Below are 13136 nucleotides of genomic sequence, written 5' to 3' on the forward strand. Positions count from 1 at the left end.
TTTTCTATTTTATCTTGAAGACTTCAGACGTTCGATATAACCTACTTTATCTAAGAAACTACTCCACTCTTCAAAAAATTCATTGATTCGTGGAATCTTTTCTTTATCTTCTCGATATACAAATGATAATTCACTTGATATGGCTGGTTCAAGTGGTGTTTGATAAAGTTTTATTAATGATTCATGAGCCAAACAAAAACTGAGTGGTAACCCAGTGTAAATATTATCCGATTCTTGAGCAAACTTCAATAATTGGTAAGGTGAAGAGAATCTGGCAATAACATTTGGAGTATCAACTAGAGCATCTCTAAAATGTTCCGTTAAAAGATTGGATAGATAATAATCTTCCAAATATGCTGCCCAAGGGCGTTCTACGGCATCTTTATATGTTGCCTTGCCCTTCTTATTGATTCGGTCACTATCGTGTATCAGCATAATATTATCGGTAATAATCTTCTTAGATTTATATATCTTCCAGTTTTTTATGTTCTCATCTGGTAAATACATAATTGCTAAGTCGATCCGATTATTTTGAATGTTTTCCCAAATATCTTTTCTTGTTAACGAATTTAACTCAATTTCTATACCGGGATTGTTCTTCTTATATTCAACAATAAAATCTTCTATAACCACTGATTCAGTAGTTGCCAGTAGTCCGATACTGATTTTCCCAGTTGTACTAGAAGATTCTTGTTGAATCGTATCAGTTACTGTATTGATCGTATTAAAGATGTCGTGTGTTGCCTCAAGTAGTGATGATCCGGCATCCGTTAAATAGATCTTCTTGCCCATGCTGTAAAACAACGGTGTGCCTACAACATGTTCAATTTTTTTGATCTGTTGTGTCAAAGCAGGTTGAGTAATGCCTAGCGATTGAGCTGTCTTTGTATAGCTCATATTCTTTGTTAATTCATCGAAGTAGTTCAACGCTTTTGAACTAAAAACTCTTCTTGACTTTTCATCCAGCAATCAGAAATCCTCCTAATTATTAATATAAACTAATAATACTATATAAGTTTAACTTATTGTTTATATAACAAATTATTTTTCAATTTCATCTTTGACAAAACGGCTAGGTATTCCATCACTATCAGGATCCATAATAAATGATCCATTCGAATATCTATCTGAAACAGGATGATTCTTTTGATCTATCTCGATAAGTTTGTTTTCAGAAGTCACAACAGACAATTTGATTCCTGACGTAACGTCAGTTACAAGTTGAATTCTGTGTGGCTCACGTTTCAATTCACGCAATGTAAGAACACCACGTTTGGCACGACTAGTTATTGGTATTTCTGAAAGTTTCATTTGTTTATATGCACCACGTTGCGTCAAAATGGCAACTTTATTACTTGAATCCGTTAGGAAGAATCCAGCTAATTCATCATCATCTTTTAAATTGACAAACTTTACCCCAATGGCACGATTACCAACGACTGGTACTTCATCCAGTTCAAATGAACAGGCATATGAATGTTTAGTAAACGCGTAGACGATTCGACTAATGTCATCCACGTAATAAACATCCAGAACTCGCGTTTGATCTGATTTTAATTTAGCAAAACAGCTTGCTCGTGACTTATAAGTTCGACCAGGCAAGAGGTCATTAAAGGAAACTTGCTTAATATAGTTCTCACTCGTAGCAATCAAGAAATTACCCGGTTGTTCTAGCTTATCAAAAACAAATGCTCTTAGGATAGTTTCATCGGATGCTAAACCGATCTCTTGTGACAAATGAGATCCTGTATCCTTCCAACGACTATCATCCAACTCAAAAATCTGACGATAGATCAAATTCCCCTTGTTAGTAAAGATAAATAAATGATCTAAAGTACTTACTTCTTGATCTAAGATTGGATAATCCTCGTCTTTTAGACCATTATCATCAGTATCTGATGCTTGATATGAACGCAGACTGCTTCGTTTGACGTATCCATCATGACTAACCAACAAGCGAACCGTTTCGTTGGCCACCAACACACTAGTATCAACCTCAATTTCAGCAACTTTAGCCTCGATCTTGGTTCGTCGCTTATCGGCATAGATCTTTTTAACGTCTAGCAACTCATCTTTAATAACATTCATCAAAGTAACATGATCGTTAATAATACCGTTTAAGTAATCGATAGTTGCGTGCAATTCTTTATCTTCTTTTTCTAATTCTGTCACATCAGTATTAGTTAAACGATAAAGTTGCAAAGATACAATGGCTTCAGCTTGTTTCTCAGTAAATTGATATTCTTTGATTAAATTATTTTTGGCATCGGATTTATTTTTACTGCCACGAATCGTTTTGATCACTTTATCAAGAATAGATAAAGCCTTTATCAAACCTTCAACAATATGCAATCTGCCCTTAGCCTTAGCTAAGTCAAATTTGCTACGTCTTAAAACAACTTCTTCTTGATGCTTAACATATTCCGTTAGAATTTGAACTAAGCCGACTTGTTGCGGACGCATATCAGCGATAGCAACCATATTGAAATTATATGAGATCTGCAAATCAGTATTCTTGAACAAATAATTCAAGATACCCTGTCCATCAACATCCCTCTTTAATTCAATAACGATTGATAAACCTTGTCTGTCACTTTCATCACGTACTTCCGCGATACCATCGACCTTCTTCATAACTCTGGCTTCGTCAATTTTTTTAACTAATACAGCCTTATTTACTTCATAAGGAATCTCTGTTACAACGATTTGTGATTTATGACCACGTAAATTTTCAATAGATGTCTTAGAACGTAAGAATACTTTCCCACGTCCTGTTTCATAGGCTTCACGAATACCTTTGGCACCTTGTAAGATACCGCCAGTTGGGAAATCCGGTCCTTTAACGATTTTCATCAGATCATCCAAAGAGGCATCTGGGTTATCGATCAATTTGATAGTTGCATCGATAACTTCGCCCAAATTATGTGGTGGGATCTCCGTAGCATAACCCGCTGAGATACCGGTTGAACCATTAACTAGTAGATTAGGAAATCTAGCGGGAAGAACCTTAGGTTCTTTTTCGGTATCATCAAAGTTCCATTCTTCATCAACGGTATCCTTATTGATATCACGTAGCATTTCTGCTGAGATCTTACTTAGTCTAGCCTCTGTATAACGCATGGCAGCTGGTGGGTCACCATCCATAGAACCATTATTACCATGCATCTCGATCAAAGGTGCTCGTAATTTCCAATCTTGCGACAATCGAACCATGGCCTCATAAATTGATGAATCACCGTGCGGATGAAAATTACCCATAACATTACCGACACCTTTGGCCGATTTTCTAAAACCTTTATCATAAGTATTTCCATCAAGATACATTGAGTAGAGAATTCTACGTTGAACGGGTTTTAATCCATCACGAATATCTGGTAAAGCCCGCTCTTGAATAATCGATTTAGAATATCTCTCAAAACGATCTCCCATAATCTTCTCTAAAGAAATATCTTGAATTTTAGGAGAATTATTAACCAAATTTTATCACCTATTCCTTATTCAATAAGTCATCAACGATATTTTGATCAATTGGATCAGTATCATCAATTTTCTCTAAGATAGTGTCGCCCTCTTCAGTACCGTTGAATTTAACATTCTTTTCGATCCAATCACGTCTTGGCTTTACTTTATCGCCCATCAATGTTGTTACACGGCGTTCTGCTAAGGCAGCGTCATCTATATTAACTCTAATTAAAATTCTAGACTCAGGATCCATAGTTGTCTTCCATAACTGATCGGCATTCATTTCACCTAAACCTTTGAATCGTTGTAATTCATAACCCTTACCCATTTTCTGAATTGAATCTTTCAACTCATCTGGAGTCCAGGCATATTTGATCTGAGTTTTGGCACCTTTACCTTTTTGTAGTTTATACAAAGGTGGTAAGGCAATATATACATGTCCTGAATCAACTAGTGGACGCATATAACGATAGAAGAAAGTCAGCAATAGGATCTGAATATGTGATCCATCATCATCGGCATCGGTCATAATAATAACCTTGTCATAATTACGATCATCTAGTTTAAAATCAGCACCAACTCCAGCACCGATCGTATAGATCATCGTATTGATTTCTTCATTTTTATAAATATCTTCTAGTTTAGCCTTTTGAGTATTTAGAACTTTCCCTCGTAAAGGTAAAATGGCCTGAAATTTACGATCACGGCCTTGTTTGGCAGAACCACCAGCAGAATCACCTTCGACTAAGAACAATTCGTTTTTAGTTGCATCCTTGGATTGTGCGGGGGTTAATTTACCAGACAACAGACCGTCATTTTTCTTATTCTTTTTGCCACTTCTAGTGCTCTCGCGTGCTTTTCTAGCAGCCTCACGTGCTTCACGAGCTCTCAGAGACTTCTTTACTAAAGTTTGGGCCTGTTCACCATTCTCCATCAAATAAAAGCTCATTTGCTCATAAACTAATTGATCAACGGCCGAGCGTGCCTGAGGTGTTCCTAATTTACCCTTAGTCTGACCTTCAAATTGTAAGATCTCTTCAGGGATACGCACCGAAATAATAGCTGATAATCCTTCACGGACATCGCTACCTTCAAGATTCTTACTGTTTTCTTTAAGAAGCCCGACCTTACGAGCATAGTCATTGAATGCTTTAGTTAAACCAGACTTCATTCCTGACTCATGCGTCCCACCATCGGCGGTTCTAACATTATTAACAAACGAAATAATATTTTCTGAATAACCATCGTTATATTGACCTGAAAATTCAATCTCAATATCAGAATTAGTTCCTTCGATATAGAAAATACCACCAATAGTATCCTTGTCTTCATTCAAATACTTAACAAATGATTGGATACCGTCTTCATAGTGGAAAATATCTTCTTGTGGTTCTTCACCACGATTATCAGTAATAGTGAACTTAACGCCTTTAAGTAAGAAGGCTGATTCACGCAATCGTTCTGCTAACGTATCATAGTTGAATTTAGTAGTCTGAAAAATACTAGCATCGGGTTTAAAGCTGATAGTAGTACCATTGCTCTCTTTAGATGTTCCAGTTTTTTTCAAGGTACCAACCGGATGCCCACCATTTTCAAAGCGTTCTTCATAGACTTTATTTTCACGAACAACACGAACTGTCATCCATTCAGACAAAGCATTAACGACAGATGAACCAACACCATGCAATCCACCAGAAGTTTTATAACTATTTTCGCTGAATTTACCACCAGCATGCAGAACGGTCAAAATAACTTCGATAGTTGGTTTACCAGATGCGTGCATACCTGTTGGCATCCCGCGTCCATGATCGACGACAGTAATACTACTGTCCTTATTAATTGTTACATTTATTTCTTTTCCAAATCCTGATAGCGCTTCATCGACAGCGTTGTCGACAATTTCGTAAACTAGATGATGTAATCCACGTGAATCCGTAGATCCAATGTACATACCTGGACGTTTACGAACTGCTTCCAGTCCTTCCAGAATTTGAATCGAAGAATCATCATACGATGATTTTGGCATGCAAATCATTCCTTTTTTGTAGAATCTAAGTTAACATTTTACTATTATATCACTAGATTAAGATATTTATCTCAAGGATTGAACATATGTTCGCTCCTTTCAATTCTAACAGATTTAGTAGATAATGTCTTAGTTAGTATTTTTTAAAAGTACCATAGAGTTACAATATACCAAAAAATAAAGCTAAGAGAGTGATTTTTAGAATGAAACTTCTCGTTTGTGCAATTTTAGCCTATCTAATTGGCTCGTTTCCGACCGCTTATATCGTCGGAAAAATCTTTTTCCATAAGAATATTTTTGAATACGGCAGTGGAAATGTTGGAACTACCAACGCCTATCGTGTCTTTGGACCATTTGCAGGTACTGTTGTCTTGGTAATAGATATTTTAAAGGGAACTTTAGGAGCATTGATGCCAGTTTTCTTTAATCTTGACCATCATTGGGTCTTGTTCATCGGAATTTTCGCCGTTATTGGACATGTCTTCTCGATCTTTTTGAAATTTCGAGGCGGAAAAGCTGTTGCCACCAGTGCCGGTATTTTACTAGCATATAATCCATTGTTATTCGTGATCTGCTTTATCTGTCTAGCAACGATCGTCTATGTAACTAGTATGGTCAGTGTTGCCAGTTTAACAACTGTTTTAGTATTCACGATTGCGACATTATTCATGCACGATTGGATATTAACTACGGTTGCCCTAATAGTGACTATTATCATCTATGTCAGACATATACCTAATATCAAACGTTTACTAAAGGGGAAAGAAAATCTCGTCCCCATCGGATTACAATACAAGAAGCAACAAAAAAACGACCATTAATTGGTCGTTTTTTTATTTGATTGAAATACTGTAATAGGCTTCAAATTGATCGTCAGGGGCTAATTTATTAATACCATATTTTGTCTTAAATTGATTATCAGTATCCGTCTTGTCGGCAATTCCCCACCAAGGTTCGATGCAAACAAAATTACCTTCTTTAGGATATGGTGACCAGATTCCAACAAATTTAGCATTACCAGTATCCACGGTCAACTTATGTTCTGATTTTTCACTCTCGATCGTCAAAACAGCTGGATCGTTCAAACGATAAATAATCGCATCCTGAGCAAATATATCATGTGTAAGCTCTAGGTCCTGGTTAGCTACTTTAAATTCCTTATTCAAGTCGATATTGCTACCAATTAATGGAATACTAGTTCTCAATTCACTTGGACTGATGCCAATTCTAAAATCTTCAAAAGTTGTATCTTTCTCAAATGGCACTGAAAACCCAGGATGTGCTCCGATTGAGAAATAGATATCGTCAGTTTCAAGATTTTTGACAAGATAGCTAACTTGAATACTATTTTTTACTAATTGATAAACTACTCTTAATTCAAAATGATATGGATATTTTTTAAGTAATTCGTCATTAGTCTTCAACAAGAATACTAATTTAGAGTCAGTTTGTGATTCTAAAGTGAACTCTTGATCCCTAGCAAATCCGTGTTGATTCAATTGATACTCTTGATCATCAATAAAATAATGATCGTCTTTTAAACGTCCCACGATTGGGAATAATACTGGCGCGTGACGGCCCCAAATATCTGGATCAGCTTGCCAGATAAACTCTGATTCTTCGTTATTTTTGACACTGACCATTTCAGCACCGGTAGATTTAACTTGCATAGTCAAATAATCATTTTTTAATTGAAATATCTCCATAAATTACACCACCCTATAGGATGTAACGAGAAAGATCCTTATCGGCAACGATCTTACCGACTTGTTCTTTAACGTACTCTCTCGTAATAGTAATATCACCCATCTGCATATCTGGTCCTTCAAATAAAATATCTGAAAGGATCTTCTCTAGAACAGTTGATAAACGTCTAGCTCCGATATTTTGATTAGCGTTATTAAGATCAAAAGCAACTTTAGCGATTTCTTCAACGGACTCTTTAGTGAAGGTCAAATTGATACCATCGGCCTTTGTTAAGGCAACATATTGCTTTGTTAAAGCATTATCAGGTTTAGTCAAGATTTGAATAAAGTCACTCTCAGTAAGATCATTCAATTCAACTCTGATAGGAAAACGTCCTTGTAATTCAGCAATCAAATCACTTGGTTTGCTCTCGGCAAAAGCTCCAGAAGCAATAAATAAAATGTGGTCTGTATTAACAGCACCATATTTAGTATTGATCTGTGATCCTTCAACAATAGGCAAGATATCACGTTGAACGCCTTCACGAGAAACTTCTCCTGAGCTCTTCTTATCACCAGCAGCAATCTTATCAAATTCATCAATAAAGATAATTCCATTGTCCTGAGTTCTTTCAATAGCTGATTGGTAAATTTCATCATGATCAACACGTTTTTGAGATTCCTGTTGAATCAAAACTTCACGTGCTTCTTTAACTGGAAGAGTTCTTGTGATCATCTTTTTAGGCATCAAAGAATCCATCATTCCGCTCATGTCGATACCCATTTGACCCATTTGGTCATTCATAGGACCTACTTTACGTGATTCTTCAACTTTGATCGTTATCTCACGGTCTTCTAGCAGACCTTGGTCAAGTTGTTCCTTAACTGATAGACGTTGATCACGGATTGAATCGGTAACCTCTGAATCGCTATCTGGATCATCATCATTTCCGTTCTGACCAAGGGCATCTTGTAAACCATTAGCAGATTGTAAATTGTTCAACATTGACATAAAGTCCATGTTATTTTCTTGACGGCGTTCCTTCTTGATTCCAGGAACTAGTAATTTGACCAATTTCTTATCAACGTCACGACTAACGTCTGGTCTGATCTCATTAAATTTTTCTTTTTCTTCCATTGATACGGCTACATCTACTAAGTCTCGAACCATTGATTCAACATCACGGCCAACATAACCAACTTCAGTAAATTTAGTTGCCTCAACCTTAACAAATGGGGCCTTAACTACTTTTGCTAGTCTTCTAGCAATTTCAGTTTTACCGACACCTGTAGGTCCGATCATCATTAAATTTTTAGGTGTTATCTCTTGTTGCATTTTCTTTGGCACTTGCATACGGCGATAACGATTGTATAGAGCAATAGCAACAGCTTTTTTAGCATCTTGCTGTCCAATAATATAATTATCTAATTGTGCAACGATTTGTTTTGGTGTTAATGTCTCCATTTATTGATCTCCATTTTTAAAATTTGTCTGAAATAATGTTTTCATTCGTAAAAATATCAATCCCTGAAGCTATTTTAATAGCCTCACGAGCAATTTCATCAGCAGTCATATCACTTGCATGTCTTTGCATTGCAATGGCAGCAGCCTGAGCAAAATTGCCACCTGAACCAATTGCAACAACATCTTCATCTGGTTCAATAACCTCACCACTACCTGAAATAAGTAATAGATTATCTTTATCCATTGCGATAAGCATAGCTTCAAGCTTTTGTAGAGTTGGATCTTTACGCCAATCTTGAGCTAATTCAACAGCTGAACGTTTTAGATTACCTGAGTAAGCCTTTAGTTTCTTCTCAAGCCAATCCTGCAAAGTAATGGCATCAGCAACACCACCGGCAAAACCAATGACAACTTGATCATCAAAGATTCTTCTGACTTTGTGTGCTGATCCCTTCATAATATATTTTTCGCCCAATGTTACTTGACCATCCCCCGCAATAGCAGTGTGACCATCATGTTTTACAGCAACGATTGTTGTCATTTAAATTACCATCCTATCTTGGAAAATATTTTTTATAGTCTTTTTGTAAATGTTCCATAGTTACGTGCGTATAAATTTGCGTGGTTGAGAGACTAGAATGACCTAATAGTTCCTGGACTGTTCTCAGATCAGCCCCATGATCAAGCATATGTGTAGCAAATGTATGCCGAATCATATGAGGATGAATATCTGCCGTCAGACTAGTTTTTTTAATTACTTGGTCAAGGATATATTCGATCCCACGACTAGTTAATTCTTTACCACGATTATTAACAAAAACATATTCATGCTCTTGATGATATTTATTCATCAATTCACTTCTACCGCCATGAATATATTCTTTTAGTGCATCCTGCGAATAACTACCAAAAGGAACGTAACGATCTTTATCACCTTTACCATGAATTAAAACAATTCCGTTAGTAAAATCCAATTGACCCAATGTCAAATTTGAACATTCACTGACACGCATACCCGTGGCATACAATAATTCCAAAATTGCCGAATTACGCTGTGACAGCGGATCATCGCCCCTTACAGCTTCAAATAACTGTTGCATCTCTTTTTCATAAAAGAAATGCGGTAATTTACGTCCTTTATGTCGCAATTGTACCAAATCAAAAGGGTTGGCTGATAGATACTTGTTCTTCACTAAAAAATTATAAAACGATCGCAAGGCAGATATTCTCCTAGCAATCGTCTCAGCAGCGTAATTCTTTTCATCCAAGTACGTCAAATAGGTTTCAACGTCTACCCGATTTACCTTCGTATAGCCGTTGAAACCCCCGTTCTGCTCCAAAAAGTTAACGAAGTTATTAATATCTTCTAAATATGATTCCTTAGTCTTCACCGAATAATGGTGATTGACTAACAGATAATCAACAAATTGATCAACTAATTTTTGTTCTAACATTTATTTTTGAATGTCCTCTTCGTAATCCCCATTAGGACAGATAATTTGACGTCCGCCTTTAACCTTCTTTTCAACTAAGTAGTGACCATCTTTTGGACAATCACGGCCAACAGGCTTATCCCATGATACAAAATCACAGTCTGGATATCTGGAACAACCGTAGAAAATACGATTCTTCTTAGATTTTCTTTCAATAACTTGTCCCTTCTTACACTTAGGACAAACTACACCGATCTCTTTAACGATAGGCTTTGTGTTACGACAATCTGGGAAACGTGAGCATGCATAAAACTTACCGTAGCGTCCCATCTTAATAACCATTGGTGCTCCACAGATATCACAATCCATACCTGCTGGTTCATCTTTGATTTGAACTTTTTCGATTTTAGTTTCAGCAGACTCAAGTTCCTTAGCAAACGGTTTGTAGTAACTATCAACAACTTTGACCCAGTTTTCTTTACCTTCTTCGATCTCATCAAGTTCATCTTCAAGATGAGCTGTAAAGTCGATATTAACGATATCTGGGAAGTAATCTTGAATTAAGTTATCAACGATCTCACCTAGTTCAGTAGGCTCAAAACTTTTACCATTTAATTTTACATAATAACGTCTTTGAATTGTATCAATTGTTGGAGCGTATGTAGATGGACGTCCAACACCATTTTCTTCCAAAGCCTTAACAAGTGAAGCTTCAGTGAATCTTGCGGGCGGCTGTGTGAAATGTTGTGCCGGATTATTAGCCTGCAACGTAGCCTGATCATTCTCAACCAATTCTGGCAAAATATTATCTTTTTTGTTTGATTCAGCAGTACTTTGGTAAACCTTACGATATCCAGCAAATTTCATTTTTGAACCGTTAGCTCTAAACTTAACTCCATTTTGAGTTAAATCAACTGCCATCGTATCGTAAACGGCTGGTGTCATTTGACTGGCAACAAAACGTGACCAGATCAATTCATATAAACGATATTGATCACGACTAAGGATATCTTTTAGTGACTTAGGTGTGCGAAAAACTGATGAAGGTCTGATGGCCTCATGAGCATCTTGTGCACCCTCCTGGTTCTTATCTTGACGCTTCTTTACAGCGGCGAATGGTTCGCCATATTCCTCATGGATGAAGTCAGATGCTTCAACTTGGGCTACTTTAGAAATACGTTTTGAATCAGTACGCATATAAGTTATCAGACCAACCGTTCCTTCTTTACGGCCTAAGTTGATTCCTTCATACAATTGTTGAGCAACCATCATGGTTTTTCTTGTCTTGTAATTCAAACGACGGTTAGCTTCTTGCTGAAGGGAACTAGTTGTGAATGGAGCAGCGGGTAAACGCTTACGTTCTTTCTTAGAAACCTTCTCAACAATAAAGTCTTCGTTTTTATCTACACGAGCTAAGACATCTTTAACTTGATCATTATTCTTTAATTCGAGCTTTTTACCATCAACACCATAGAAATTAGCATTGAAGACATCTTTACCATGCTTAAAAGTTGATTCGATCGACCAGTATTCTTCGGGAATAAATTTTTTGATCGACTTCTCTCGTTCGATAACTAGCTTCAAAGCAATAGACTGTACACGTCCGGCACTAAGTCCTTTTTTAACTTTTGCCCAAAGAATTGGGGAAATTGAATATCCAACGATTCTGTCCAGAACACGTCTAGCTTGCTGAGCATCAACCAAATTCATATCAATACTACGCGGTGACTTAAACGCCTGTTTAACAGTATCCTTAGTGATTTCGTTAAATACAACACGATTTTTATCTGCAGAATCAAGACCTAACAAATGAGAAACATGCCATGCAATGGCTTCTCCTTCACGATCCGGATCGGCTGCCAGATAAACTCTTTTGGCCTTTTTAGCCTCTTTCTTTAAATCTTTGATGACCGGACCTTTACCACGAATAGAAATATATTTTGGTGTATAGTCATGATCAAAATCGATTCCCATTTGACTCTTTGGTAGATCACGAACATGTCCCAAACTTGCTACAACGTGATAATTACGTCCTAAATACTTTTCAATTGTTTTTGCCTTTGACGGTGATTCTACGATCACCAGGTTCTTTTGTTTTGATGGCACGCAAAGTGCTCCTTTCTGAATGAATCAATTAGAAAACTGTCCAATATATTAAGTATAGATTCCTGATTTGTCAATTCAAATGATACATTTTATTATTCATTTAACAAAGATTATTTTAAAATATCAACATTTAAAAGTGGTATTGCTCCATCAAAGATCAATTGATTACAGCCATCTGAGAGTTCAGAATCCACTCTCCCAGGAACAGCATAAATCTCACGATTATTTTCTAAAGCAAGGCCCGCCGTTATCAAAGCTCCACTACGGATCTTAGCTTCAACGACAATTAACTTTTGACTTATACCTGCAATAATACGATTACGTTGCGGAAAATGCCAAGGATTTGCAAAACTATCTGGTGGATATTCGCTCAAAACTAATCCATAGTTGGCAATTTGTCTCTGTAATCCCTGATTATTACGAGGATAAAAACGATTTAATCCGGTGCCAATAACCGCAATAGTATTGCCGCCGTTGGCTACGGCACAGCGTTGAGACCGTCCATCGATCCCATTTGCTAAACCGCTCACAATAGTATAACGGTCAATTAAGTTTGGTACAAGACCATCAACACAGCTTATGCCATAATTACTAGCCGATCTTGATCCAACTATTGCAATCTTTTTAGTTTTCAAAAGTTCGATCCGACCTTGATAAAACAAAAGTGCTGGCGGATTATAAATCTCCCGTAAACTTTCAGGATATTCATCACTTAAATAATTTATTGCTCGAATATTTTTAGTATCCAGACTCTTAAATAATAGAAGGAACTGATCAAATTCTTTCGTTGACCGACTTTCTTTAATAACTTTAAGGGTATCCGATTCTAGATTAGCACTTTTTATAGATTTTTTTATAACTTTTAACATATCCTGATTTGAAACTAAATTAGTTAATCGAAACTTGATCAAAATTTTTGTCAATTTATCCATAATAAAAACACCGCTTTCTTAAAATAA

General features: G+C 36.5%; 10 protein-coding genes. 1 reads left to right on the plus strand and 9 read right to left on the minus strand.

What is annotated here, in order from left to right; genetic code table 11:
- Positions 1-9 precede the first annotated feature (9 nt).
- From EKM64_RS04320 to parE, 3 genes are all read right to left on the minus strand, one after another.
- Positions 10-969, minus strand: a complete 960-nt coding sequence (locus EKM64_RS04320) for a LysR family transcriptional regulator (RefSeq protein WP_125675964.1) — start codon at positions 967-969, stop codon at positions 10-12.
- Between the two features lie 72 nt (positions 970-1041).
- Positions 1042-3477 (minus strand): DNA topoisomerase IV subunit A, encoded by a 2436-nt coding sequence (gene parC, locus EKM64_RS04325; protein ID WP_125675966.1) that lies wholly within the window; start codon positions 3475-3477, stop codon positions 1042-1044.
- A gap of 10 nt (positions 3478-3487) precedes the next feature.
- A complete protein-coding gene (parE, locus tag EKM64_RS04330; protein WP_125675968.1) occupies positions 3488-5488 on the minus strand; it encodes a DNA topoisomerase IV subunit B in 2001 nt (666 codons plus the stop codon).
- Between the two features lie 203 nt (positions 5489-5691).
- Here parE and plsY point away from each other — a divergent pair, with 203 nt between their 5' ends.
- Positions 5692-6309, plus strand: coding sequence for a glycerol-3-phosphate 1-O-acyltransferase PlsY (gene plsY, locus EKM64_RS04335; RefSeq protein ID WP_125675970.1), 618 nt, complete (start codon positions 5692-5694; stop codon positions 6307-6309).
- 12 nt (positions 6310-6321) lie between these two features.
- Here the strand turns inward: plsY and EKM64_RS04340 are convergent, their stop codons facing one another.
- The 6 genes from EKM64_RS04340 to dprA all read right to left on the minus strand — a co-directional run bounded on the left by EKM64_RS04340 (position 6322) and on the right by dprA (position 13109).
- A complete protein-coding gene (locus tag EKM64_RS04340) occupies positions 6322-7194 on the minus strand; it encodes an aldose 1-epimerase family protein (protein WP_125675972.1) in 873 nt (290 codons plus the stop codon).
- Between the two features lie 13 nt (positions 7195-7207).
- Positions 7208-8638 (minus strand): ATP-dependent protease ATPase subunit HslU, encoded by a 1431-nt coding sequence (gene hslU, locus EKM64_RS04345; protein WP_125675974.1) that lies wholly within the window; start codon positions 8636-8638, stop codon positions 7208-7210.
- A 16-nt stretch (positions 8639-8654) separates the two neighbouring features.
- Positions 8655-9179 carry an HslVU peptidase proteolytic subunit gene (gene hslV / locus EKM64_RS04350; protein ID WP_125592060.1) on the minus strand — a complete coding sequence of 175 codons (525 nt, stop codon included), beginning with the start codon at positions 9177-9179 and terminating at the stop codon, positions 8655-8657.
- A 13-nt stretch (positions 9180-9192) separates the two neighbouring features.
- Entirely contained in the window at positions 9193-10092 is a 900-nt protein-coding gene (xerC, locus tag EKM64_RS04355) for a tyrosine recombinase XerC (RefSeq protein WP_125675976.1), read from the minus strand.
- Positions 10093-12177 carry a type I DNA topoisomerase gene (gene topA / locus EKM64_RS04360; RefSeq protein ID WP_125675978.1) on the minus strand — a complete coding sequence of 695 codons (2085 nt, stop codon included), beginning with the start codon at positions 12175-12177 and terminating at the stop codon, positions 10093-10095.
- Positions 12178-12287: 110 nt separating this feature from the next.
- Complete coding sequence (gene dprA / locus EKM64_RS04365) at positions 12288-13109, minus strand: DNA-processing protein DprA (RefSeq protein ID WP_125675980.1); 822 nt, start codon at positions 13107-13109, stop codon at positions 12288-12290.
- Between the last annotated feature and the right edge of the window lie 27 nt (positions 13110-13136).

It is taken from the genome of Companilactobacillus keshanensis (genome assembly GCF_003946205.1).
Classification (GTDB): domain Bacteria; phylum Bacillota; class Bacilli; order Lactobacillales; family Lactobacillaceae; genus Companilactobacillus; species Companilactobacillus keshanensis.

What these genes read in the sequence shown, in the direction of transcription:
- parE (WP_125675968.1), bottom strand. Translation starts at nt 5,488, where the DNA reads ATGCCAAAATCATCGTATGATGATTCTTCGATTCAAATTCTGGAAGGA.
- plsY (WP_125675970.1), top strand. Translation starts at nt 5,692, where the DNA reads ATGAAACTTCTCGTTTGTGCAATTTTAGCCTATCTAATTGGCTCGTTT.
- EKM64_RS04340 (WP_125675972.1), bottom strand. Translation starts at nt 7,194, where the DNA reads ATGGAGATATTTCAATTAAAAAATGATTATTTGACTATGCAAGTTAAA.
- hslU (WP_125675974.1), bottom strand. Translation starts at nt 8,638, where the DNA reads ATGGAGACATTAACACCAAAACAAATCGTTGCACAATTAGATAATTAT.
- hslV (WP_125592060.1), bottom strand. Translation starts at nt 9,179, where the DNA reads ATGACAACAATCGTTGCTGTAAAACATGATGGTCACACTGCTATTGCG.
- xerC (WP_125675976.1), bottom strand. Translation starts at nt 10,092, where the DNA reads ATGTTAGAACAAAAATTAGTTGATCAATTTGTTGATTATCTGTTAGTC.
- dprA (WP_125675980.1), bottom strand. Translation starts at nt 13,109, where the DNA reads ATGGATAAATTGACAAAAATTTTGATCAAGTTTCGATTAACTAATTTA.